The sequence below is a fragment of the Leucobacter komagatae genome (genome assembly GCF_000834055.1).
Classification (GTDB): Bacteria; Actinomycetota; Actinomycetes; order Actinomycetales; family Microbacteriaceae; genus Leucobacter; species Leucobacter komagatae_A.
Window position 1 is genome coordinate 61,702 of the sequence record NZ_JXSQ01000012.1, and the last position, 24,346, is coordinate 86,047.

Sequence of the window (24,346 nt, forward strand, 5' to 3'; positions counted from 1 at the left end):
CTACAGGCTACCCGTACCGCGACAGAGCCGTGAGGATCGCTGAGAGTGAACGCCCTGGGCACCCCGATCACCCGCAGCTAGGCTGTGGACATGAGCAACTCCGGTATTGACCTCACCGAACTCGACGCGTCGGTGCGCCCACAGGACGATCTGTTTCGGCACATGAACGGAAAGTGGATCGACCGCACCGAGATCCCAGCCGACAAGGCCCGTTACGGATCCTTCGCCGTTCTCGCGGAGAACGCCGAAGAGGCGGTGCGCGACATCATCACGGGAACCGATTCGCCTGCCCCCGGCCTCATCGAGGGCGGCGCAGACGCGGAGGCCGACAAGGTCGCCGCGCTGTACACGAGCTTCATGGACACCGAGCGCATCGACTCGCTCGGCGCCGAGCCGATCCGTGCCGACCTTGAGCGCGCCCTCGCCGTGCCCTCGATCCCCGAACTCGTGCGCCTCACGGCGGAGCTCGAGCGCCAGGGCCTCGGCGGCTTCTACGGCATGTTCATTGACAACGACCCAGGCGACCCGGCGCGCTACATCCTCTTCGTGATGCAGGGCGGCATCGGCCTGCCAGACGAGTCCTACTACCGCGAGGACCAGTTTGCCGAGATCCGCGAGCAGTACCGCGCGCACATCGCGCGCATGCTCACCCTCGCGGGCGTCGGATCCGAGACCCCCGGCGACGCCGAGCGCCTCGCGGGCCTCGCGTTCGACCTTGAGACGCGCATCGCGGCGAGCCACTGGGACACGGTCGCGAGCCGTGACATCCAGAAGCTCTACAACCTGCGCGACTTCGCTGGGCTGCAGGAAATCACCCCCGAGCTCGACTGGAGCGCGTACATCGCCGCGATGGGCGCTCCGGAGGCCGCGTTCGCCGAGGTCGTCGCCGCGCAGCCAGACGCGCTCGCCGGTCTCGCTTCCCTGCTCGTCGAGGACGAACTCGAGGCATGGCAGGCGTGGCTCGCCTGGTCGATCGTGCGATCCTCCGCCGCGCTCCTCACGCAGGAAATGTCGCGCGCAAACTTCGACTTCTACGGCACCGCGCTCACCGGGGCGACCGAGCAGCGCGAGCGGTGGCGCCGCGGCGTCTCCTTCGTCGAGGGTGCGATGGGCGAGGCCGTCGGCCGCATCTACGTCGAGCGCCACTTCGACGAGAACTCGAAGGCCGCAATGGACGAGCTCGTCGGCCACCTCATCGGCGCCTACAGCGACTCCATCAAGGAGCTCTCGTGGATGGGTGAGGGCACGCGCGAGCGCGCACTCGAGAAGCTCGGTAAGTTCACGCCGAAGATCGGCTACCCCGTGCAGTGGCGCGACTACGCTGCGCTCGCCGCAGACTCGAGCGACCTTGTCGGCAACTCGCGCCGCGTCGCCGAGTACGAGTTCCAGCGCGAGTTCGGCAAGATCGGCAAGCCCATCGACCAAAACGAATGGTTCATGACGCCGCAGACCGTCAACGCGTACTACAACCCCGGCATGAACGAGATCGTGTTCCCCGCGGCGATCCTGCAGCCCCCGTTCTTCGACGCAACCTGGGATGCTGCGACGAACTTCGGCGCGATCGGCGCCGTCATCGGCCACGAGATCGGCCACGGCTTCGACGACCAGGGGTCGCGCTACGACGGCGACGGCAAGCTCACCGACTGGTGGACCGAGCAGGACCGCGAGGCGTTTGAGAAGCTCACTGGCGCACTCATCGGCCAGTACAACGAGCTCTCGCCGGAGGGCGCTGACGGCCAGACCGTCAATGGCGAACTCACGATCGGCGAGAACATCGGCGACCTTTCGGGCCTCGAGATCGCGTGGAAGGCGTACCTGCGGTCGCTCGCAGGCGCCGAGTCACCCGTCATCGACGGCCTCACCGGCGCCGAGCGCTTCTTCCTCGCTTGGGCGCAGGCCTGGCAGCAGAAGTCGCGGCCGGCAGAGGTTGTGCGGCTCTTGACGATCGACCCGCACTCACCGAACGAGTTCCGTTGCAACCAGATCCTCAAGAACCTCGCAGCGTTCCACGAGGCGTACGACACGAAGCCGGGTGACGCGCTCTACCTCGCCCCCGAGGAGCGCGTGAGCATCTGGTAGCACTGGGCGTTCGACATTCTGGCTCGGCGCGCGCAAGCGTGCCGGGCCAGAATGTTGAGCGCTCCTAGTCGAGTGCGTCCGGGTCCGCGCCGAAGCGTTCGAGCTGTTTGCGCTCAGCTGCCACCTGTTTGCGCTCGCTGCTGAGCTGCTTGCGTTCAGCGCTCAACTGCTTGCGTTCAGCGCGCCGCACCTGCCGCGGAACCTTCGGCGGGATCGCCGCAAGGTTCTCGGGGTATGCAAACGGTGCCGGCCCAAACGCCGACCGCGCGGAGCGCACGACGCGACGGCCGAGCACGCGGTTGCCCGTCCCGCCGATGACCGCGCCAACCCCGTACGGAATCGCCTTGCCGATCATCGATGCCGTGCCGGTCTTCGCGAGCTTCTTGAGGAACATCGAGCGGAGCTGATCCACCGCCGGCGCAACGAGGTTCTTGGGCATCGCGGTCGTCACGATCTCGCTCCAGAACGTGTTCCGGGCAACCCCACCTGCAACCTGACCGGTGACCTGCCGCAGCAGCGTCGCACCCTCGTCCCCGAGCATGAGGGCGAGGATGAGCGCGTGCGTGCGGTCTCGGTCGGTGAGCACGATTCCGTGGACCTCTGCGACGGCGTGCGCGAACAGGGCTGTCGCCTCAATGAAGCCGAGGGTCTCAGCTCCGGCGAGCGCGAGCGCCGCCGCCGTGCCCACCGCGGGAATCGCCGCTGCCGCGCCCACCCCGGCTCCGCCTGCCATCACGGTCATGAGGTAGTGCCCCTCGAGCATCTCGACGAGCTGCTGCGGGCTCGCGCCAGGGTGGCGGGAGCGGATGCGCTTGAGGTGCGCGAGCACGATCGGTCGCTGCACGGTGAGCACACCGTCGAGCGCCTTCGCCACCGTCGGGTGCTGCTGGTGGTAGCCGCGGGCGGAGGGTCCCTGCTGCGCAGCATCGATCACGATGATGGGCTCTTCCGGCCGGGGCGCGTAGCGGGGCTGAGTCATAGGCACATGCTAGCCAGCGAGTCTGTGGGTGTGGCATGTGTTCGCTAGCGGGGGACGCGGGGTCCAGGGCGGGGGAGCGCGGGCGGAGCTTGCCAACCCCTTGCCCTGGTGGGCTAGGCTGGCCAGCAACGACACGGGGTGCCGCATCCAGCGGCTGAGATCAGACCCGTCGAACCTGCTCTCGTTAGTACGAGCGAAGGGATGTCCCTATGCACGCACCATTTTCCGCGCCCGCAGCTGAGCTCGCGGAGGTGACGGCCGCACTCCTCACGAGGCTCAGGCAGCGCACCCCGCTTGTGCACAGCATCACGAACGGCGTCGTCCAGGGTTTCACCGCGAACGTGCTGCTCGCCCTCGGCGCTGCCCCCGCGATGGTCGACATCACGGGTGAGGCTGGCGCGTTCGCGGCCGCCGCAGACGGGCTGCTCATCAACCTCGGCACCCCGGCCCCGGAGCAGCGCGACGCCATGCGCGAGGCGGTTGCTGGGGCCACGGCCGCCGGTACGCCATGGGTGCTCGACCCCGTCGCGATCGGCTCGCTCCCGATTCGCACGGCGCTCGCGCACGAGCTCGTCGCACTGCGCCCAACCGCGGTGCGGGGCAATGCCTCCGAGGTGCTCGCGCTCGCAGGCCTTGGGGCCGGCGGCAGAGGAACCGACGCGGCCGACGCGGGCGCAGCTGCGCTCCCCGCTGCGCGGAAGCTTGCGGTGGATCACGGCTCCGTTGTCGCCATCTCCGGCCCTGAAGATCTCATCCACGGCGCAGGCGGCACCCTTCGCGTGTTTGGCGGCGACCCGCTGCTCACCCGCGTCACGGGTGGGGGCTGCGCGCTCGGTGCCGTCGTCGCCGCATTCCTCGCCGTGCGCGGCGACGAGGCCGGGGCAGCGCCAGACGCAGCGGCGGTCGCCGCGGCGCACGCCGTTTACGGGCTCGCTGCGTCAGCGGCGGCCGAGGTTGCGGCAGGGCCAGGGAGCTTCGCGGTGCAGCTGATCGACGAGCTTTCGCGGCTCACCCCCGAGCGGGTGCGTGAGGCAGCCCGGATCGAGGAGTGGGATCCCTCCGAGGAGGGAGGCGAGGCGGCCCCCTCCCGCAGCACCGCAGGGACGAGCCACACCCCGCCCACCATCACCACAGGGGAGGCCAGCGCATGAGGCTCGACCTCTATCTCGTCACCGACGCAGCGCTCTGCGGTGACCGCGGGGTCGCCGAGACCGTGCGCCAGGCCGTGCAGGGCGGCGTCACGACCGTGCAGCTGCGCGACAAGCGCCGCACCGCGGCCGAGCAGCTCCGAGAGCTCGAGCTGCTCGCAGACGCGATCGAGGGCCGCGCCGACCTCGTCATCAACGACAGGCTCGACGTCGCTGTTGCGGCCCGCGAGCGGGGACTCCCCGTCGCGGGCGTGCACCTCGGGCAGGGCGATGACGCGGTGACGCGCGCCCGCGCCGAGCTCGGCCCAGACGCGATCGTCGGCCTCACCGCGAACACCCCCGCACACCGTGAGGCGGTCGCGCGGATGGCCCCTGGCACCGTCGACTACCTCGGCGTCGGCGTGATCCGCCCAACGTCGACGAAGCCGGACCACCCCGAACCGCTCGGCGTCGCGGGTTTCCGCGCCTTCGCGGCCGCCGCCGCGCTGCCGTGCGTCGCGATCGGCGGCGTGCGGTTCGCCGACGTCGCGCCGCTGCGGAACGCTGGCGCAGCTGGCGTCGCGCTCGTCTCGGCGCTGTGCGCAGCACCCGACCCCGAGGCGGCAGCACGAATGTTTCTTTCTGAGTGGCAGGAGGCCGCACGTTGACCGCAGGAGCAGTACCCACAGCAGAGCAGACCCCCAACATTCTGTCGATCGCTGGAACCGACCCGACGGGCGGCGCGGGCATCCAGGCCGACCTGAAGTCGATTGCGGCGGGCGGCGGCTACGGCATGGCCGTCGTCACCGCCCTCGTCGCGCAGAACACGCGAGGGGTGCGCGAGGTGCACGTGCCGGGAACGGCCTTCCTCCGCGCGCAGCTTGACGCTGTCTCCGACGATGTGCGCATCGACGCACTGAAGATCGGGATGCTCGCGAACGCCGACGTCATCACGACGGTCGCGGCCTGGCTCAGCGAGGTGCGGGGCCGTGGCGCGACGCCAGAGGGTGCGGCGGCGCAGCCGGCGTTTCCGGTCGTGCTCGATCCCGTCATGATCGCGGCGAGCAACGATCCGCTGCTCGATCCTGAGGCAATCGCGGCGCTGCGGGCCCTCGTGCCGCTCGCAGACCTCGTCACCCCGAACCTCTTCGAACTCGCCGAGCTCGTTGGCGAGCCTGTCGCTGTGGACTGGCCAGAGGCTATCGCCCAGGGCGCTCAGCTCGCGGCCACCTTCCGGGTACGGGTACTCGTGAAGGGCGGCCACCTGGCGGGCGACGCCACCCCGGACGCGCTCGTCGCACCCGACGGCGCGGTGACGGAGTTTCCGGGGGAGCGGATCCACACCCCGCACACCCACGGCACAGGCTGCTCGCTCTCCGCGGGCGTCGCGACCCGGATCGCGCGGGAGCCTGGGGACTGGGTGGCTGCGGTCGCGGGGTCTAAGGCGTGGCTGCGCGAGAGCCTCGCTGCGGCCGAGCTGCTGCGTGTCGGCCGCGGATCCGGCCCCCTCAATCACCTCGTCGGCCTCTGGCGCCGCGGCGGACTCGCGACAGCGCCCACCCCGGCTGCCGTGCGGGAGGCGTGGTGGGGCGCGATTGCGCCCGTGCGTGAGCAGACCGAGGAGCTCGGCTTCATCCGGGGGCTTGCCGACGGCACGCTCGACCGCGCGCACTTCCTCGAGTACATCGCGCAGGATTCCGTCTACCTGCACGCCTACGCGCGCGTGCTCGCGCGGGTCTCCGAGATCGCCCCGACCCCCGAGGAACAGGCGTTCTGGGCGCGCGCCGCGCACGGCGCGATCATGGGCGAGCTCGAACTGCACCGGGCGCGGCTCGGCGACGACGCACCGATCCACGTCGCAACGCAGGCACCGTCACCCGCAACGAGCGGCTACGTGAATCATCTGCTCGCCGCGAGCACGAAGGACTACGCGGAGGCCGCGGCCGCCGTGCTGCCCTGCTTCTGGATCTACGCCGACCTCGGCAGGCGACTGCTCGCGGGCGAGATCCACGAGCGCGCGCAGTCGCCAGAGCACCCGTACGCGGAGTGGATCGCCACCTACGACGACCCCGGCTTCGCCGCCGACAACGAGACCGCGATCGGCTTCGTCACGCGCACCGCGGCCGCGGCGACCCCCGAGACGCGTGAGCGCATGTGGCGCGCGTTCGAGGCCGGCGCGGTCTGGGAGCGGGAGTTTTTCGGGCAGACGCCTGCTGGGTAGCTGGGCGCGGCGGCCGGCCCAGGCGGGGCGCGACGGCCGGCTGCAGCAATACACATGGGATCGGCGATAGGTAGGTCAAGACCGGCCCAAAGCTGCAGAGTTACTGCAGAACACAGTGTTATTGACGACCTGTCGGGGTGGGGCTTGCGGGGAGCCCCGCCACGTCAGCTACTTCGTGACGAGCAGGTGCGCCTCGCAGCGCGGAGCGTCGTGCTCCGCGCATGCGACGAAGCGCTCGCGGCAGGATCCCTCGGCGCAGTCAACGAGATGCGAGGTGGGCGCCTGGCACACCGCGCAACTGCCGATCACCGCAGCACCGGGCGCGAAGTCCATCGCCTCGCGGCCGTCGAACACGGCCAGCGAACCCTCCCAGAGGCCGTCGTTGCCGAACGCCTCGCCGTAGCGGACGATGCCGCCGTCGATCTGGTAGACCTCCTCGAAGCCGCGGGCGACCATCGCCGCCGAGAGGATCTCGCAGCGGATCCCGCCCGTGCAGTACGTCACGATCGGCTTGCCCTTGATGTCGTCGAACGCACCCGACTCGATCTGCGCGATGAAGTCGTGCGTCGTCTTCACGTCGGGCACGACCGCGCCCTTGAACTTGCCGATCTCAGCTTCCCAGGCGTTGCGGCCGTCGAAGAACACCACGTCGTCGCCACGCTCGGCAACAAGCTCATTCACCTTCTCCGGAGAGAGATGCGTGCCACCACCGACGATCCCGGTCTCATCAACCACGGTCTCGGCGGGGATGCCGAACGCGACGAGCTCGTCGCGCACCTTCACGCTGAGCTTCGGGAAGTCGGAGATTGCCTGCCAGGGCACTGAGCGATCCACACCCTTGAGCATCGCGGGCGCGAGCTCGTCGAAGCCGGTCCCCTCGCTCCACTTCACGTCGAGCCCGGAGAACGGACCGAACTCTCGCGTGCGCTTGAGGTACTGCTTGCAGGCATCGATCTCGCCGCCGACGGTGCCGTTGATGCCGTGCTTGGAGATGATGATGCGGCCGCGCAGGCCGAGCGACTCGCACAGCTCGCGCTGCCACAGGCGCACGGCTTCGGGGTCGCTCACGGGGGCGAACGCGTAGTACAGCAGAATCTTTGGATGGCTCACGCCCTCAATGGTACGCGCTTCCGGATTTGCGCTCGCCGGGTGCGGGGCTTGGCCAGCTCCCGGGTCTCAGCCGCAGTTGCCTTCGTGGATGAGCCGGGCTCCCGTGTCGGAGGCCTCGCTCGTGAGGTAGGCGGGGGAGCGGCTGTTCGCGGCGTTCAGACGTTCCCGGTCGCCGCCGAAGAACAGCACCGCGTAAGAGCTTGTCGCGGCCTCGAAGTTAACGCCGGCGGGGAGGCTCGCGGGGTTTATCGTGTTGCACGTTCCCGCGATGCGCGCGTGCGCGAACTCGTGCTTGATCAGATCGACGAAATAGGGATCGTAGATGATGTTGCCGTGGTTCGGGTGCTGCTCGTTGAGATAGATGGTGAACGGCGTCGTCGGACAGTAGGCCCCGGCGAGCTCGTGCGGCTGCAGCACCATCTGATCCATGTTGGGGCAGGCAGCGGCGAAGTCGTCCATCGAAGTGCTCAGCTCCATGCCGAGGCCGCCAACGAGGTCGTTGACCGCCGCGACGTAGGTGCCGTTCGCGTCGAGGTAGGGAACAAAGCCGGTTGCGAACGCCTCGCGCTCGGCGTTGTAGGCGTCCGAGCCCTGCGGGTAATACTCGCCCATGTGGGAGTAGCGGCTGCCGTCAGGCAACTGGACGATGATCTTCCGGTTGAAGAACTCCTGCGCGAGGAACTTCCGCTCGAACTCGGTTGTCCCGTCGACAACATCCTGGATCGCCGTAGCGATCTCGGGCTCGGAGGCGCGCACGACGGCTGTGAGCCGCAGCTCCTTCGTCTGCGAAGAGAGGAACTCGACGAAGGCGCCAGCGTAGTCCTCGTTGTATCCGGCTCGGCCGTGGGGGAAGAACTCGGAGATCTCCTCTTCGCTCATCGCGGCGTACCGTTCGTAGGTCCCCGTGACGAACTCTTCTGCCGCAGCAAAGCTCGGGTGCTCCGATCCGAGAACCGTGTCTCCGAAGTCCGGCTCGGCGGGGGCGGAGGTGGCGGGGCCTCCCCTCGAGAGGGCACCGCCCAGGTCGGCAGCGGACCGTATGAGGTTCGAGAAGCTGACGACGAGCGCCACGATGACGATGATCGCGACCGCGCCGCCGGCAAGGGCCAGCCAGAGCCCGATGCGCCCCTTCTTCGCAGGCGGCGAGGTGGGCCAGGGGGTCTGCCCACTGGGCTGGCCGGGGGCCAAGCCTTGGGGGTGTCCCGAGGGTGGGGGCGGGGGTTGGGTCGGGGCTTGCCCGGCGTAGCTTGTGGGAGCTTGGCCCGGGTAGATCGGAGGGGCCTGGCCCGGGTAGACGGGAGGGGCCTGGCCCGGGTAATGCGCGGGCGCCTGCTGCGGGTAGGGGGATGGGGAGGGATGCTGCGCACCGGGCGGGTACGGTGCCTGCGCTGGAGGGTGCCCCGGCGCGAAATCCTGTGGCTGTAGCTGTGGCTGGCCGAAGGGTTGCGGCGGAAGGTTGGGGAAGGGTTGCGTTGGAGCCTGGCCGGGCTGTTGCGCGAGGGGCGGGGTGACGGTCGGCGCGCTCGGCTGCCGGGCCGGATCGAAGGGCTGAGCCTGCTGAGTGGGCTGAGTGGGCTGAGTGGGCTGAGCCGGTTGAACGGGCTGAGCGGGGTGAGCCGGCTGAACGGGGCGGGCCTGCTGAGCCTGCTGAGTGGGGTGAACCGGCGGGGCAGGCACCTGCCCCGGTACTTGCCCCGCCGCCTGCCCAGGCACCTCGGGCGGTGCCTGGCCAGGTGCCTGCGCGTGAGCCTGCCCTGGTGCGTGCGGGGGAGTCCCCGCTGGCGACTGCCCGTAGAGGCGCTGCAGCTCGTCTTGCGTGAGCTGGCGCGGGGGCTGTGCGGGATTCGTCACTGAAATCAGACCGTTTCTGCTGGCGGCGTGTGGACGGGTCGAGTCTACAAGCGCCTTCGCGCCGGGGGGTCAACCCGCGAGGGCGACGGCTCGCGCACCAACTGGGGATTGCGGTGAGGGCCGCGGGCGCGTAAGCTTGACCCTTGGTCGTGCGCCGTCCCAGTGCGCGTACCGCGGAGACCGTTTTGTGAGGCTTGCCTCGGCGGGTTTCGCAGACAAGAAATCTTGGGTGAGGCCGTCCGGCCTCACGGTATGAGAGGAAACATCATGGCAGCAGTGTGCCAGGTGACCGGCGCCGTTCCCGGCTTCGGACACAACATTTCACACTCGCACCGTCGCACCAAGCGTCGGTTCGATCCGAACATCCAGAAGAAGACTTACTACGTGCCGTCGCTTGGCCGTAAGGTGACCCTCACCCTCTCGGTGAAGGGCATCAAGGTCATCGATGCACGTGGCATCGAGTCCGTAGTCGCTGACCTGCAGAAGCGTGGGGTGAAGTTCTAATGGCGAAGGACAAGGACGTACGTCCGATCATCAAGCTGAAGTCGACGGCAGGTACCGGGTTCACTTACGTGACCCGCAAGAACCGTCGCAACACCCCCGACCGCCTCGTGCTGAAGAAGTACGATCCGGTCATCCGCAAGCACGTTGAATTCCGAGAGGAGCGCTAAGCATGGCTAAGAAGAGCATGATTGCAAAGAACAAGCAGCGCCAGGCGATTGTTGCGCGTTACGCTGAAAAGCGTCTCGAGCTCAAGAAGGCGCTCATCGACCCCAACGGTACCGACGAGAGCCGCGAGGCTGCTCGTGTCGGCCTGCAGAAGCTTCCCCGCAACGCGTCGCCCGTACGCGTTCGGAGCCGCGACGTCATCGACGGCCGCCCCCGTGGCGTGCTGACGAAGTACGGTGTTTCGCGTGTTCGCTTCCGCGACATGGCACACCGTGGCGAGCTGCCCGGTATCACGAAGTCGAGCTGGTAACAGCTCAACCGTTGCCGCTGCCGAGTTCGGCTTCCGCGTGCGGAATCTGGGCCGGTAACAGCTCTGCAGCATCGCTGTAGCAGAGGGGCGGGGTGGGATCGTAATTGATCCTCCCCGCCCCTCTTGCATGCCGCTTTGGGCGTTCACCCTGAGCGAATATGGCACCCAGTCCGAAGAAATCCGCGTAATCGCGCCGCTTTTCGGCAAACGTAGGGTAGATTCATACCGATCAAACTGATCGGAACCTCTTAGCGGAGGTGACACCCCGAATAGATCAGGGGCCGGCCACAATTCGGTCACCGCCCTGAAAGGACACAACATGGCACTCAACAAGACCGAGCTCGTCGCAAAGATCGCCGCTGAGACTGGCCAGAGCCAGGCTGCAGTTTCGAACGTGCTTGACGGACTGTTCGCTGCTGTTTCCGAGACTGTCGCCGCAGGCGAGAAGGTTTCGATCCCCGGCTGGCTCTCGTTCGAGACGGCGACCACCGCTGCTCGCACCGGCCGCAACCCGCGCACCGGCGAGACCATCGACATCCCCGCTGGCAAGCGCGTCAAGGTGTCGGTTGGTTCGAAGCTCAAGGCTGCCGTGAAGTAGCTTTCGCTTTCCGCGCGACCCCCGAGAGGCTCCGGCCTCCGGGGGTTTCGTGTTTTTTCCGGGGCGTAAGCTAGTGCGGTGCGCAAGAACTTTACAGATCAATCAGAGATCCGCCCGTGGGCTGCGCTCTGGACTCTCGTCCTCGGTTTCTTCATGATCCTCATCGACACGACGATCGTGTCGGTCGCGAACCCGACGATCATGGAGAGCCTGAACACCGATATGACGGCGACGCTGTGGGCGACGAGCGCGTACCTGCTCGCTTACGCGGTTCCGCTGCTCATCACCGGCAGGCTCGGGGACCGCTTCGGCCCGCGCCGCGTCTACCTCATCGGCCTCACAGTCTTCGCGCTGTCGTCGCTCGCGTGCGGGCTATCGCCAACCATTGAGATGCTCGTCGTTGCGCGTGTGTTCCAAGGTTTCGGGGCGGCGCTCATGACGCCGCAGACGATGTCGGTGATCACCCGCATCTTCGCCCCGCGCGAGCGCGGGCAGGCGATGGCGGTTTGGGGCATCACGGCCGGCGTTGCGACGCTCGTCGGGCCCATCCTTGGCGGGTTCTTGATCGACGCGGTTGGGTGGGAGTGGATCTTCTTCATCAACGTGCCCGTCGCGGTCGTCGGGTTTGTGCTTGCGTTGAAGTACGTGCCGCGGCTGGAGACGCACGCGAACCGTTTGGATTGGCTTGGCGTTGTGCTCAGCGCGGTCGGCATGTTCCTCGTCGTGTTCGGCATTCAGGAGGGCGAGAACTTCAACTGGGGCCAGATCTGGGGCCCGATCTCCGTGTGGCTCATCATTGGGGTTGGTCTTGTGGTGCTCGGCGCCTTCGTGTGGTGGCAGCATGTGCAGCGGGGCGAGCCGCTGTTGCCGTTGCGGATCTTCCGTGACAGGAATTTCTCGGTCGGCACCTCGACCATCACGACCGTAGGGTTCGCGGTGACGAGCATGAGCATGCCGCTCATGTTCTTCTTCCAGTTGGTGCGTGGGCTTACGCCGACGCAGTCTGCACTCATGCTTGTTCCGATGGCGGTGATTTCCGCTGGGCTTGCCCGCCCCGTGGGCAAGCTCATCGATCGTGGGGACCCCAGGCGTATCGCAACCTTCGGTCTGCTGCTCGTCGCTGCCGGCATGCTGCTGTACTTTGTGCTTCTGCAGCCGGGAACGCACCTCTGGTTGCTGCTCATTCCAAGCGCAGTACTCGGCGTCGCGAACGCGTGCATGTGGGGGCCGCTGTCTGCGATCACGACATTCAACCTGCCGATGGATCTTGCGGGCGCCGGTTCGGGGGTCTACAACACGAGTCGCCAGGTTGGGGCTGTGCTCGGCTCGGCTTCCATCACTGCGCTCATGGCGTCGCGGTTGTCGGCCGAAATTGGAACGGGCGACTTCTCGGGTGGTGGCGCGGGTCAGCTGCCCGAACCGCTGCGTGAGGGCTTTGCGCTCGCAATGGGGCAGTCGCTGCTGCTGCCCGTCGCGGTTATTGCGCTCGGTGCGGCGCTCACACTGCTCTTCGCACCGCGGCCGCCGCGCACTGGCCCGGTTCGCGTGACGGAGAGCCCCGCGAAGTCTGCCTAGGCTCGCGGCGCGGGGCGGGAAAAATCGGGCGCCTGTCGCCCGTTTCGCCCCGCGTCCGGGTACGCTCAAGTCATGAGCATGGGTGGAGGCGGCGGCGGCCGCGGGGGACGGGTTTCCGGGGGCGATTTCGCCGCGCAGCGCAAACTCAACGAGGCAGCTCCGAAGGTGGAGCGTCTCGGCGGACGCATCGCTGAACTGTTCCAGCCGTACAAGGGGCCGCTGGCGGCGATCATTGTGCTCGTGCTGTTTTCGGCGGCACTCGGCATCATGCCGCCGCTCATCACTCAGCGGGTATTCGATGATGGGCTCTTTCCCGTAGCTGGCGGCGGCCCGAACATGCCCGTGCTTGCGTGGCTGGTCGGGATCATGATCCTTGTCTTTCTTGTGTCGGCGCTGCTCGGGATCGTGCAGACCTACTTCACGGCTCGCGTCGGCAACCGGGTCATGGGCGACCTGCGGGTGAAGCTCTTCTCGCACCTGCAGTCGATGGAGCTCGGCTTCTTCACCCGCACGAAGACCGGCATTATCCAGTCGCGGCTACAGAACGACGTCGGCGGCGTATCGAACGTGCTCACGAACACCGTTTCGAACGTTATCGGGAACACGGTCACCGTGATCGCCGCAGCCGTCGCGATGATCCTGCTCAGCTGGAAGCTCACGATCATCGCCGTGATTCTCATGCCGGTGCTCGTCATTGCGCAGCGCCGCGTCGGCCAGGTGCGTGCCAGGATCGCGGGCAAAACGCAGGAGTCGCTCTCCGAGATGAGCGCGATCACGCAGGAGGCGCTGTCGGTCTCCGGCGTGCTCCTCGCGAAGACCTACTCGCGGCAGACGGCCGAGACCGAGCGCTACGCGAACGAGAACACGACCCAGGTGTCGCTGCAGGTGAAGCAGGCGATGAGTGGCCAGGTGTTCTTCGCCCTCGTGAACGTGTTCCTCTCGGCGGTGCCTGCGATTGTCTACCTGGTGTCCGGCTGGCTGATTGTGCGTGCGACCGGGCAGGGGCTCGACGCCGGCATCACGGCAGGCACCATTGTCGCGTTCACGACGATCCAATCACGGTTGCTCTTCCCGCTGATGGCCCTCATGCGCGTCGCCCTCGACCTGCAGACGTCGAGCGCGCTCTTCGCCCGCATCTTCGAGTACATCGACCTCAAGCCGCAGATCGTCGACAAGCCTGGCGCGAGCCAGCCGACGGAGGAGCCAGGTCTCGCCGGCCGGATTGAGTTCGACGACGTCGTGTTCGCGTACCCGGATGCCGGCCCCGACGACCGGCCGACGATCGACCACGTGTCGTTCGTCATCGAGCCGGGTGAGTTCGTCGCTTTCGTCGGCGCCTCGGGGTCGGGGAAGACCACGATTGGCTCGCTCATCCCGCGGCTGTACGACGTGAGCGGCGGAGCGGTGCGCTACGGCGAAGACGATGTGCGCGATCTCGGGCAGGAGGCGCTCATGGACCGCATCGGCGTTGTCACCCAGGAGCCCTACCTGTTCCACGCGTCGATTAGCGACAACCTCCGCTATGCGAAGCCAGACGCGACTGACGAGGAGCTCGCTGCTGCGGCGAAGCTCGCGAACATTCACGAAACAATCGACTCGTTTGCCGAGGGGTACGACACGATCGTCGGGGAGCGCGGCTACCGCCTCTCCGGAGGTGAGAAGCAGCGCATCGCGATCGCGCGCGTGCTGCTCAAGAACCCGCGCGTGCTCGTGCTCGACGAGGCGACAAGCGCGCTCGACACCGTGAACGAGCGCATTGTGCAGCGCGCGCTCGACGACGCCAGGGAGGGTCGCACGACCATTGCGATCGCGCACAGGCTTTCGACGGTCGAGGGGGCGGATCGGATCTTCGTGCTCGGCGCCGGCCGGATCCTTGAGCAGGGGACGCACTCGGAGTTGCTCGCGCTCGGCGGGTCGTATGCGGAGTTGTACGCGCAGCAGACCTGAGCTGCTGCGGGGTGCTGGCCGCAGCCCGCGGGCAGAGCGTGGCCGGGGGTAGGGAAACCCCGAACGAGGGTCTCCGGTCACCCAGGTATTGGTTGCACACAATGCGCTCTAACGTAGAGACATGACCAATTCATTGGGAGCCCCGATCACGCGGGCACGCCCACCATTTCGCGTGTTCATGACCATGCTGCACCTTGCAGCCCTCGGACTGCTCGGCTGGGCGGTGTTCGCCGTGTCCATGGTCTTCCTCGGGGTGGGAATCGGCCTGACGCTGGTGTTCGGCATCGGCCTCGTTTTCCTCTTCGCGCTCGTCTATGTGCTCTTCGGCGTTGCATGGTTCGAGTCGGAGCGCGTCGACGGGCTCTACGGCCTTGGCACCCCAGCGCTGAGCGTGGTGCAGCGGCGTGGCGGCGGCTTCGGCGGCTTCATCCGCACGCTCGGGGCGCAGGCGATTGATGTGCGGATGTGGCAGGGTATTGCGAGCTTCATCGTCGCTTCGCTGCTCGGGCTGCTCTTCCTCGTGTGCGGGCAGAACCTCGTGTGGGGTGCGGCATCATCCGGGCTCGCCCTTGCTGGGCGCACGGTCGAATACCACCCGGGATTCGGCACCCTCATTGCCCCGAGGCTCAGTGCGCTCTCGCCGCTCGCGTACGCCGGTATCGCGCTGCTCGCCGCTGCTGCGATGGTGGGCATTGCGCTGCTGCACCGCGTGCTCACGGTGTGGATCGCTGGGGCCGGAGCCGCGACATGGGAGCTGCAGGCCGCTGCGCTGCGCTCGGAGCAGCAGCGCGTCGGTGCGGTGCGGGCGGCTGATGTCGAACGGACACGACTCGAGCGCGACCTCCACGATGGCGTGCAGCCGCGGCTTGTGTCGGTTGGGATGACGCTCGGCCTCGCGCAGCAGCAGATTGACGCCAACCCTGACGCTGCGAAGGATCTCATCGCTGAAGCGCACACATCGACGAAGGCGGCGATCACTGAGCTGCGGCAGCTCGCACGGGGGATTCACCCGTCTGTGCTTGAGGATCGCGGACTCGACGCGGCACTGTCAGCGCTCGCGGGGCGGTCACACATCCCCGTGCAACTCGATGTGCAGCTCGGCGGGCGGTGCAGCAGGGACGCGGAGACTGCGGTGTACTTTGTTATCGCTGAGTCGCTGACGAACGCCGCGAAGCACTCACGTGCGAGCGAACTACGGGTAACGGTGCGGCTGCGCGAGGGTGCGACGCTATGGGCGCGCGTCGAGGACAACGGCTCCGGCGGTGCGCGTGTGGTGCCAGGAGGCGGGCTCGACGGGATCACGAATCGGGTGCTCGCAGCTGGCGGCACCTTCCGGCTGGAAAGCCCTGCCGGTGGACCGACATCGTTGGAGGTGAGCGTCCCGTGCGCATCTTGATCTGTGAGGACTCCGTCCTGCTGCGGGAGGGCCTCGTCCGGCTACTTGAGCACTCCGGCCACGAAGTGGTTGGCGCGTTTTCTGACACGGTCGGAGTTGCCGGGGCTGTCGCGAACGAGCTTCCTGACCTGTGTATCCTCGACGTTCGCATGCCTCCGAGATTCACCGACGAGGGCATCAGGCTCGCGCTCGAGTTGCGAGCCGCGCACCCGCAGCTACCCGTGCTGGTGCTGTCGCAGTACGTCGAGGAGCAGTACGCGAGCGAACTGATAGCTGCGCAGGGTGGCGCCTTCGGGTACCTCCTCAAGGATCGCGTTGCCGACGTTGCCGACTTCGTTGACGCGCTCGTGCGGATCGCGGGAGGTGCGACGGTGCTCGACCCAGAGGTCGTCGCACAGCTGCTCACGAGGCGGAGCAAGGATGCGCGCATGGAGCGGCTCACCGCCCGTGAACGAACCGTGCTCGCAGCGCTCGCAGAGGGGCGCTCCAACCAGGCCATCGCCGCGCTGCTCTTCCTCTCGGAAGCGAGCGTGGAGAAGCACATCACCGCAATTTTCCAGAAACTCGAACTCGAACAAGACGAGTTCGGCAACCGGCGTGTGCTCGCAGCTATCGCGCACCTCGAGAGCGCAGGGTCTGCTCAGCAGCCCCCCGCACCCAACGCCACACAGACAGGACAGGCACGATGACCCAGCAGCCAACACCACAGACCAGTGCGCCGCGGCCCCGCGGGCGCGGGATCGCGATCGCTACCGCGGTTGTCGGAGGGGCCGTGCTCTTCGGGCTCGGCGCGAGCGCGGCGATCGCGATGGCGGTCTCCTCGCGAGATGCGGACACGGTGCAGGCGGAGGGCGTGCCGCTGCGCCCGGTCGATGTCGGCGGAGTGACGAGCCTAGATGTCACGGTTGGTGTCGCTGAGCTCGACCTCGTGTTTGGGGACGTTGATGCTGCGACGCTGAGTGCGTCCCAGGGCGCCGTCGGTCGCTGGGAGTTCTCGCGCAGTGGGGACGAACTCGTTGTGCGCGCGCCGAAAACAAGTACGGGCTGGTGCATTTTCGGGGTCTGCCCGTCGCAGCGCGGCCAGCACGTTCGGGCGACGCTCACCCTGCCGCAGGAACTCGCTGGCAAGGGGCTCGACGCCGACATCAGCATCGGCTTCGGCAGTGTCCGCGCTGTCGGTGACTTCGGTGAGCTCGACGTGAAGGTGGACGCCGGTGAGGCGTCCGTGAACGGATCGGCTAGGGAACTCGGAATCGAGGTCGGTCTTGGCACGTTCGAGGGCGAGATCGCTGGGGCGAGCACCGTCGAAGCGCGGGTGGAACTCGGCGACGTGTCGCTCGCGCTCAGGGGAGACCCTCCCACCGACGTTGAACTGAATGTGAGCGCGGGCTCGATCGACCTTGCCGTTCCGGCTGGCCAGTACGACCTGTCCTCCAAGAACAGCGCGGGCAGCATCGATAGCAGCCTGCAAACGGCCCCCGGAGCCCCGAACCGGATCTCCGCGAAGGTGGAGCTCGGAGATATCACGCTGCGCGAGGTGCGCTGACGGGCCGGCCGCTCCCGCCAGATGCCGGGCGGGCCGCGGAAGCTCGCCAGCGCGCACGCCCGCGCAGTTGGAGGGTTTTCTCGGGCCGTCGGCCGCACGCGCACCCGCACAGGAGTAAACTCGGTCCGTGAGCTCGAAGACGCGACAGATTACACAGTCCAGCAAGCTCGCCGGCGTGCGTTACGACGTGCGTGGGCCGATCCTCCAGGAGGCGGAACGGCTCGAGGGCGCTGGCGAACGGATCCTCAAACTCAACATCGGCAACCCGGCGCCGTTTGGGTTCGAAGCGCCACCGGCGATCGTCGAGGCGGTCAGGGACGCACTCCCGCACGCACAGGGATACACCGACTCGCGTGGGATCCTCCCGGCACGTGAGGCAGTCGCCGAGCACTACACGGCGCTCGGCATCGCGAATGTTGGCCCGGATGACGTCTACCTCGGCAACGGGGTGAGCGAGCTCATTTCGCTCGTGCTGCAGGCGCTCGTGAGCCGCGGCGACGAGATCCTCGTACCAGCGCCCGACTACCCCCTGTGGACGGCGCAGGTCACGCTGCAGGGCGGCAGCGCGGTGCACTATCCCTGCGACGAGTCGAACGGGTGGATGCCAGATCTCGCGCAGATCGAGTCGCTCATCACACCAAAGACCAAAGCAGTCGTGCTCATCAACCCGAATAACCCGACCGGGGCGGTGTATTCGGCCGAGCTCGTGCGCGGCTTCGCTGCGCTGGCCGAGCGGCACGGCCTCGTGCTGCTCGCCGATGAGATCTACGACAGGATCCTCTACGACGACGCGCAGCATGAGCACGCGGCGCTGCACGTGCGTGACACGCTCTGCCTGACCTTCAGTGGGCTCTCGAAGGCGCAGCGCGTTGCCGGGTACCGGGCAGGATGGCTCCTCGCCTCCGGGGATCGTGCGCTCGCCGCAGACTTCCTCGAGGGCCTCACCCTGCTCGCAAACATGCGGATGTGCTCGAACGCGCCGGCTCAGCACGCGATCCCCGTCGCGCTCCGCATCGACTCCTCTATTGACGCGCTGTGCGCTCCGGGCGGCCGACTGCTCGAGCAGCGCAATGTCGCACACCGGCTCCTCACCGACATCCCTGGGGTGACCTGCGAGCTGCCAGGCGGTGCCATGTACCTGTTTCCCAAGCTCGACCCAGAGCGCTACCTTATCGACGACGATCAGGCGTTCGTGATCGATTTGCTACGCGCGACCCGAGTCCTCGTGACCAATGGGCGCGGCTTCAACCTGCCAACTCCCGACCACCTGCGCTTCGTCACGCTGCCAGAGGTAGCGGTGCTCGAAGAGGCGATCGGGCGGATCGCTGAATACCTCGATTCGGTGCGGGTGGCGTGATCGTGCGAGTGCGGAGCGCGGCCGGCGGGTGGCGTGCGCGGTGAGCCTGAAGATCCTCGCCGTAGGCAAGAAGCACGAGAAGTGGGTCACCGAGGGGATCGACCGCTACGAGCGGCGCCTGCGAAAGCCGTTTGATGTGTCGTGGCAGCTCATCCCGCACTCCGCGCGGGAGGGGGAGGCCGCGCGCAGCGAGGAATCCGAGCGCATTCTGCAGCGTGTGGATCGCGACGTCTTTCTCGTGCTGCTCGACGAACGAGGGGCAAACGTTGACTCGCCGGCGCTCGCTGCGCGACTGCAGTCGGCGTTTGACGCGGGCAAGCACGTCGTTGTGGTGATCGGCGGCGCCTACGGCGTTGACGAGGCGGTGCGGGCGCGCGCGAACTTTGTGTGGAGCCTGTCCCAGCTCGTCTTTCCGCACCAGTTGGTGCGGCTCATCCTCGCGGAGCAGTTGTACCGGGCTCAGGAAATTGCCGGGGGTAGGCCGTACCACCACGTGTAGTGGCTCACTATCTTCAGCGTGCACTGCGCAGTTCCCGGTGTCGGTGGCGGCGGGTACGCTCACCGCATGTCACCGTTTCGTCTGAGTCTGCGAACGCTGCCGCCCCGGCCAGGTGCCCCGCCGCGCGCGGTGCGCGCCTCACCTCGCCCTGTCCCCGTTCCGTGGCAGGTTGTGCGCCGCGGGCTTGGGGTCATCGAAATCGAGCACGTCGGGTGCGACACCGCCCACTCGGTGCGGTTCGCCCTCTCGGGTGACGGGTTGCTCGGCCTCTCCCTGCCGCGTGCCGTGCATCCGGGGGAGCGGGTGCGCGTCGCCGTGCGCGGGGCGCAAGCGGTTGGGGCGGCAACAGCCCACGACGCGATGCTCGTGCTGCGGTGGTTTCAGCCAGACGGAACCGAACTGCTCTGGCCGATTCCCTTGGAGTGACACCGTAATCCTGGCCCTTCCGACGCCCGGCCACCACCGGTTACGGCAGCGAATTTCCGGGCACTGTGGGGTGCCACATACGGGCATAAAAGGGGTCGCCGAGGCGTTGCATTAAGTAGGGCTGGCGGGTGTCGTGCGACACGCCGATCAGGGGCAGTGGATAAAAATTCTTTTTGTCTCCCCAGCCTGTGGATAACCTCCGGTTGGGGGCGGAACTGAGCCAAAAGTTCTCCCCAAGTTCACCCCGGGGGCGGTGGAAAGCTTCGAGAAAACTACATCGGTGTAACTACATCATCTTGTGGTCGGCCTCGGTGTGGTTCACTAGATGTTGTGGCTCACACGAGCAAAGAGTTTTGAGGGAAGGGCATAAAAATGGCAGTTACGGTCTACACCAAGCCGTCGTGCGTCCAGTGCACGGCAACCTACCGCGCTCTCGACAGCAAGGGCATCGAGTACGAAGTTCACGACCTTTCTGAGGACGAGACTGCGCTGCAGGCCGTCAAGGAACTCGGCTACCTGCAGGCGCCCGTTGTCGTCACCGATGACGAGCACTGGTCGGGTTTCCGACCCGACAAGATCGCGGAGCTCGCTGGCCGGATGCTCTAGCCAAGAAGATGTGTGGTTACCGTGAGTAATCTCGTGTATTTCTCCAGCGTCTCGGGGAACACGCACCGCTTTATTGAGAAGCTCGGTATCCCAGCGAAACGCATCCCGTTGTACGCACGAGAAGCACCGTTAGCGGTCACAGAACCCTACGTGCTCCTCGTGCCAACCTACGGGGGTGGACCAGCACTCCGCGCGGTTCCCAAGCAAGTGATCAAATTCCTCAACGACGAGCAGAATAGATCCCTTATCCGGGGCGTGATGGCCGCTGGCAACACCAACTTCGGAGAGGCCTACGGCATCGCCGGCAGCATTATTGCCCGCAAATGTCAGGTGCCTTTCCTGTACCGATTTGAACTCTTTGGAACTCCGGACGACGTGACAGCCGTCCAAGAAGGATTGGATACGTTTTGGAAACAGCAGTAATGGAGCCGGGGCTCGACTCGTCGAAGATCAGTGAGATGGACTACCACTCGCTGAACGCGATGCTCAACCTGTACGACGCGGACGGCAAGATCCAGTTCGACAAGGACCGCGAGGCTGCCAGGCAGTACTTCCTGCAGCACGTCAACCAGAACATGGTGTTCTTCCACAACTTTGAGGAGCGCCTGCGCTACCTCATCGACAACGACTACTACGAGAAGGCGCTGCTCGACCAGTACTCGACGAAGTTCGTTGAGAAGCTCACCGACGAGGCGTACGCAATGAAGTTCCGGTTCCCGGCCTTCCTTGGCGCGTTCAAGTTCTTCACCTCGTACGCGTTGAAGACGTTCGACGGGAAGCGCTACCTCGAGCGCTTCGAAGACCGCGTAGTCATGGTCTCCCTCGGCCTCGCTCAGGGTGACGAAGAGCTCGCGCGCGGCTTCGTCCGCGAGATGATCTCCGGCCGTTTCCAGCCGGCGACGCCGACCTTCCTGAACATGGGCAAGGCACAGCGCGGCGAGCTCGTCTCCTGCTTCCTGCTCCGTGTTGAGGACAACATGGAGTCGATCTCACGCGGCATCAACTCATCGCTGCAGCTCTCGAAGCGCGGCGGCGGCGTCGCGCTCTCGCTCTCGAACGTGCGCGAGGCGGGCGCTCCGATCAAGAAGATCGAGAACCAGTCCTCGGGCATCATCCCCGTCATGAAGCTCCTCGAAGACAGCTTCAGCTACGCGAACCAGCTCGGTGCGCGTCAGGGTGCTGGTGCGGTGTACCTGTCGGCACACCACCCCGACATCATGAAGTTCCTCGACACGAAGCGCGAGAACGCGGACGAGAAGATCCGCATCAAGACGCTCTCGCTTGGCGTGGTCGTCCCCGACATCACCTTCGAACTCGCGAAGAAGAACGAGGACATGTACCTCTTCTCGCCGTACGACGTTGAGAAGGTCTACGGCGTCCCGTTCGGCGACATCTCGGTCACCGAGAAGTACTACGAGATGGTCAACGATTCGCGCATCTCGAAGACGAAGATTAGTGCACGCCACTTCTTCCAGACCGTTGCTGAGCTGCAGTTCGAGTCGGGCTACCCCTACATCGTGTTCGAAGACACCGTGAACAAGGCGAACCCGATCAAGGGCCGCATCAACATGTCGAACCTCTGCTCCGAGATCCTCCAGGTCAACACCCCGACCACCTACAACGAGGACCTCAGCTACCGCGACATCGGCAAGGACATCTCCTGCAACCTTGGCTCGATGAACATCGCCATGGCGATGGACGGCGGCAACTTCGGTGAGACCGTGGATCTCGCGATCCGCTCGCTCACCGCGGTCAGCGACATGAGCTCCATCAGCTCGGTGCGCTCGATTGAGGACGGCAACGCCCAGTCGCACGCCATCGGCCTCGGCCAGATGAACCTCCACGGTTACCTCGCTCGTGAGCACGTGCACTACGGCTCTGAAGAGGGCATCGACTTCACGAACATCTACTTCTACACCGTGCTCTTCCACGCGCTCACCGCGTCGAACAAGATCGCGATTGAGCGGGGGCAGGTCTTCGGCGGCTTCGAGGATTCGAAGTACGCGTCGGGTGAGTTCTTCGAGAAGTACACCGACGAGGTCTGGGAGCCTGCAACCTCCCGCGTTGTCGAGCTCTTCGAGAAGTCCGGGGTCGAGATCCCCACGCAGGACGACTGGCGCGCGCTGAAGGCCAGCGTCATGGAGCACGGCATCTACAACCAGAACCTGCAGGCTGTTCCGCCGACCGGTTCGATCTCCTACATCAACAACTCGACGAGCTCGATCCACCCGATCGCGTCGAAGGTGGAGATCCGCAAGGAGGGCAAGCTCGGCCGCGTGTACTACCCGGCGCCGTTCATGACGAACGACAACCTCGAGTTCTACGAGGATGCCTACGAGATCGGCCCCGAGAAGATCATCGACACCTACGCCGCGGCAACGCAGCACGTCGACCAGGGGCTGTCGCTCACGCTGTTCTTCAAGGACACCGCGACGACGCGCGACATCAACAAGGCGCAGATCTACGCGTGGCGCAAGGGCATCAAGACGATCTACTACATCCGTCTTCGCCAGCTCGCGCTCGAGGGCACCGACATGACCGAGTGCGTCAGCTGCATGCTCTAAGGAGCAGCGCGCAGACCGACATCGACGTAGACGACACAGACGTAGAAGACACAGAGGAAAAGCAATGAACTTCAAGTTGGGTCATGCCGTGCAGGCTATCAACTGGAACCGCATCGAGGACGAGAAGGACCTTGAGGTCTGGAATCGTCTGGTGAACAACTTCTGGCTCCCTGAGAAGGTGCCGCTCTCGAACGATGTACAGTCGTGGGCGACGCTGACGCCTGACGAGCAGCTGCTCACCATGCGCGTCTTCACCGGCCTGACACTGCTCGACACGATTCAGGGCACCGTTGGCGCAGTTTCGCTCATCCCCGATGCAATCACGCCGCACGAGGAAGCCGTCTACACGAACATTGCGTTCATGGAGTCGGTGCACGCGAAGAGCTACTCGTCGATCTTCTCGACGCTTGCCTCGACGCAGGAGATCGACGACGCGTTCCGGTGGTCGACCGAGAACGCTGCGCTGCAGAAGAAGGCGCAGATCATCGTTGACTACTACGAGGGCGACGATCCGCTGAAGCGCAAGATTGCCTCGACGCTGCTCGAGTCGTTCCTGTTCTACTCGGGCTTCTACCTGCCGATCTACTGGTCGTCGAAGGCGAAGCTCACGAACACGGCAGACCTGATCCGCCTCATCATTCGCGACGAGGCCGTGCACGGCTACTACATCGGTTACAAGTACCAGATTGCCGTCGCGAAGGAAACGCCGGAGCGTCAGGAAGAGCTCAAGGAGTACACCCTTGCGCTGCTCTACGACCTCTACGAGAACGAGATCCTCTACACGCAGGATCTGTACGATCCCGTGGGCCTCACCGAGGACGTGAAGAAGTTCCTGCACTACAACGCGAACAAGGCGCTCATGAACCTCGGCTACGACCCGATGTTCCCGAAGGAGATGACCGACGTCAACCCGGCCATCCTGTCGGCGCTCTCGCCGAACGCCGACGAGAACCACGACTTCTTCTCGGGCTCTGGCTCCTCGTACGTCATCGGCAAGGCTGAGGCCACCGAGGACGAGGACTGGGACTTCTAGAGGTTCTCGACTTGCGGGCCTGAACACGGCCTCGCTGCGCACCCCCGATCTGCGAATACTCGCAGATCGGGGGTGCTTTCGTATGCCCAGAACGAAGGCGGGGAAGAGCTGTTGGCAGGTGCCCTCGTGGGGCCTGCGCACGGGCTACGCGGGGACTCCCGATGTGGCGTACGCGGGTGTTGAGGGGCGCCATCAATTTGTCGCTCCCGTTCGCCGCCAGGGTCAACGCACTGATGTTCGTTCTTGCCAATAGGTGCATGCGGATGAGGGGTTCCGCTTGTCTGCGGGCTGCTGGTGATGCGAGTGGGGCGGACTCATGCTGACCTGCTTGACGGGCTCGTCGACCAAAGCTCTGTGGCGGATCCGCCCGGACCCTCATGTGCTCTCCGTAATCCAGGTGATTAGACGCCGCCGAAATGTAATCCATTACATTTTTCGGCGAAGTGCCTTGCG

General features: G+C 66.0%; 23 protein-coding genes and 1 riboswitch. Of the genes, 20 read left to right on the top strand and 3 right to left on the bottom strand.

The genetic code is table 11. The annotated features are described in order from the left end of the window. Positions 1 to 90: 90 nt before the first annotated feature. Positions 91 to 2,079, top strand: coding sequence for a M13 family metallopeptidase (locus SD72_RS09915; protein ID WP_042544332.1), 1,989 nt, complete (start codon positions 91 to 93; stop codon positions 2,077 to 2,079). A 64-nt stretch (positions 2,080 to 2,143) separates the two neighbouring features. On the opposite strand, the gene SD72_RS09920 is transcribed toward SD72_RS09915, so the two are convergent. Continuing rightward, positions 2,144 to 3,058 carry a hypothetical protein gene (locus tag SD72_RS09920; RefSeq protein WP_198141930.1) on the bottom strand — a complete coding sequence of 305 codons (915 nt, stop codon included), beginning with the start codon at positions 3,056 to 3,058 and terminating at the stop codon, positions 2,144 to 2,146. Positions 3,059 to 3,182: 124 nt separating this feature from the next. After that, a riboswitch (TPP riboswitch) is annotated at positions 3,183 to 3,277 on the top strand. Here SD72_RS09920 and thiM point away from each other — a divergent pair. The 3 genes from thiM to SD72_RS09935 all read left to right on the top strand — a co-directional run bounded on the left by thiM (position 3,268) and on the right by SD72_RS09935 (position 6,406). Beyond that, positions 3,268 to 4,209 (top strand): hydroxyethylthiazole kinase, encoded by a 942-nt coding sequence (gene thiM / locus SD72_RS09925; protein WP_042544297.1) that lies wholly within the window; start codon positions 3,268 to 3,270, stop codon positions 4,207 to 4,209. Its footprint overlaps the riboswitch before it by 10 nt. Beyond that, positions 4,206 to 4,853, top strand: a complete 648-nt coding sequence (gene thiE / locus SD72_RS09930) for a thiamine phosphate synthase (RefSeq protein ID WP_042544298.1) — start codon at positions 4,206 to 4,208, stop codon at positions 4,851 to 4,853. The genes thiM and thiE overlap by 4 nt, the downstream gene beginning before the upstream one ends. Beyond that, positions 4,850 to 6,406: a bifunctional hydroxymethylpyrimidine kinase/phosphomethylpyrimidine kinase gene (locus SD72_RS09935; RefSeq protein WP_042544334.1), complete on the top strand. Its 1,557-nt coding sequence runs from the start codon at positions 4,850 to 4,852 to the stop codon at positions 6,404 to 6,406. The genes thiE and SD72_RS09935 overlap by 4 nt, the downstream gene beginning before the upstream one ends. Positions 6,407 to 6,574: 168 nt before the next feature. Here the strand turns inward: SD72_RS09935 and SD72_RS09940 are convergent, their stop codons facing one another. Both SD72_RS09940 and SD72_RS09945 read right to left on the bottom strand, forming a co-directional pair. After that, positions 6,575 to 7,516 (bottom strand): tRNA uridine(34) hydroxylase, encoded by a 942-nt coding sequence (locus SD72_RS09940; protein ID WP_042544299.1) that lies wholly within the window; start codon positions 7,514 to 7,516, stop codon positions 6,575 to 6,577. 66 nt (positions 7,517 to 7,582) lie between these two features. Beyond that, entirely contained in the window at positions 7,583 to 8,704 is a 1,122-nt protein-coding gene (locus tag SD72_RS09945) for a hypothetical protein (protein WP_042544300.1), read from the bottom strand. Positions 8,705 to 9,634: 930 nt separating this feature from the next. On the opposite strand from SD72_RS09945, the gene rpmB reads away from it, so the two are divergent. From rpmB to nrdF, 16 genes are all read left to right on the top strand, one after another. Beyond that, positions 9,635 to 9,871, top strand: a complete 237-nt coding sequence (gene rpmB, locus SD72_RS09955) for a 50S ribosomal protein L28 (RefSeq protein WP_042544302.1) — start codon at positions 9,635 to 9,637, stop codon at positions 9,869 to 9,871. Beyond that, positions 9,871 to 10,038: a 50S ribosomal protein L33 gene (gene rpmG / locus SD72_RS09960; protein ID WP_042544303.1), complete on the top strand. Its 168-nt coding sequence runs from the start codon at positions 9,871 to 9,873 to the stop codon at positions 10,036 to 10,038. The genes rpmB and rpmG overlap by 1 nt, the downstream gene beginning before the upstream one ends. 2 nt (positions 10,039 to 10,040) lie before the next feature. Further along, entirely contained in the window at positions 10,041 to 10,346 is a 306-nt protein-coding gene (gene rpsN / locus SD72_RS09965; protein ID WP_042544304.1) for a 30S ribosomal protein S14, read from the top strand. Between the two features lie 319 nt (positions 10,347 to 10,665). Next, complete coding sequence (locus SD72_RS09970) at positions 10,666 to 10,944, top strand: HU family DNA-binding protein (protein WP_042544305.1); 279 nt, start codon at positions 10,666 to 10,668, stop codon at positions 10,942 to 10,944. A gap of 78 nt (positions 10,945 to 11,022) precedes the next feature. After that, complete coding sequence (locus SD72_RS09975; RefSeq protein ID WP_269745578.1) at positions 11,023 to 12,519, top strand: DHA2 family efflux MFS transporter permease subunit; 1,497 nt, start codon at positions 11,023 to 11,025, stop codon at positions 12,517 to 12,519. 78 nt (positions 12,520 to 12,597) lie between these two features. Next, positions 12,598 to 14,466, top strand: coding sequence for an ABC transporter ATP-binding protein (locus SD72_RS09980; protein WP_042544306.1), 1,869 nt, complete (start codon positions 12,598 to 12,600; stop codon positions 14,464 to 14,466). 121 nt (positions 14,467 to 14,587) lie between these two features. Continuing rightward, positions 14,588 to 15,862, top strand: a complete 1,275-nt coding sequence (locus tag SD72_RS09985; protein ID WP_042544307.1) for a sensor histidine kinase — start codon at positions 14,588 to 14,590, stop codon at positions 15,860 to 15,862. Then, on the top strand, positions 15,850 to 16,551 hold the full coding sequence (locus SD72_RS09990; protein WP_042544308.1) for a response regulator transcription factor: 702 nt from the start codon (positions 15,850 to 15,852) through the stop codon (positions 16,549 to 16,551). The genes SD72_RS09985 and SD72_RS09990 overlap by 13 nt, the downstream gene beginning before the upstream one ends. Continuing rightward, a complete protein-coding gene (locus SD72_RS09995; protein WP_052492595.1) occupies positions 16,548 to 17,408 on the top strand; it encodes a hypothetical protein in 861 nt (286 codons plus the stop codon). The genes SD72_RS09990 and SD72_RS09995 overlap by 4 nt, the downstream gene beginning before the upstream one ends. 127 nt (positions 17,409 to 17,535) lie before the next feature. Beyond that, complete coding sequence (locus SD72_RS10000) at positions 17,536 to 18,765, top strand: pyridoxal phosphate-dependent aminotransferase (protein WP_232299718.1); 1,230 nt, start codon at positions 17,536 to 17,538, stop codon at positions 18,763 to 18,765. A gap of 40 nt (positions 18,766 to 18,805) precedes the next feature. After that, on the top strand, positions 18,806 to 19,264 hold the full coding sequence (rlmH, locus tag SD72_RS10005) for a 23S rRNA (pseudouridine(1915)-N(3))-methyltransferase RlmH (protein WP_198141931.1): 459 nt from the start codon (positions 18,806 to 18,808) through the stop codon (positions 19,262 to 19,264). Positions 19,265 to 19,330: 66 nt separating this feature from the next. Further along, positions 19,331 to 19,690 carry a hypothetical protein gene (locus SD72_RS10010; protein WP_157000537.1) on the top strand — a complete coding sequence of 120 codons (360 nt, stop codon included), beginning with the start codon at positions 19,331 to 19,333 and terminating at the stop codon, positions 19,688 to 19,690. Between the two features lie 372 nt (positions 19,691 to 20,062). Continuing rightward, positions 20,063 to 20,296 carry a glutaredoxin-like protein NrdH gene (gene nrdH, locus SD72_RS10015; RefSeq protein WP_042544310.1) on the top strand — a complete coding sequence of 78 codons (234 nt, stop codon included), beginning with the start codon at positions 20,063 to 20,065 and terminating at the stop codon, positions 20,294 to 20,296. 21 nt (positions 20,297 to 20,317) lie between these two features. After that, positions 20,318 to 20,719: a class Ib ribonucleoside-diphosphate reductase assembly flavoprotein NrdI gene (gene nrdI, locus SD72_RS10020; protein WP_042544339.1), complete on the top strand. Its 402-nt coding sequence runs from the start codon at positions 20,318 to 20,320 to the stop codon at positions 20,717 to 20,719. After that, positions 20,719 to 22,860: a class 1b ribonucleoside-diphosphate reductase subunit alpha gene (gene nrdE / locus SD72_RS10025; protein WP_042544311.1), complete on the top strand. Its 2,142-nt coding sequence runs from the start codon at positions 20,719 to 20,721 to the stop codon at positions 22,858 to 22,860. Before nrdI ends, nrdE begins: the two co-directional genes overlap by 1 nt. A gap of 64 nt (positions 22,861 to 22,924) precedes the next feature. Further along, positions 22,925 to 23,893, top strand: a complete 969-nt coding sequence (gene nrdF, locus SD72_RS10030; RefSeq protein WP_042544312.1) for a class 1b ribonucleoside-diphosphate reductase subunit beta — start codon at positions 22,925 to 22,927, stop codon at positions 23,891 to 23,893. Positions 23,894 to 24,346: the final 453 nt, after the last annotated feature.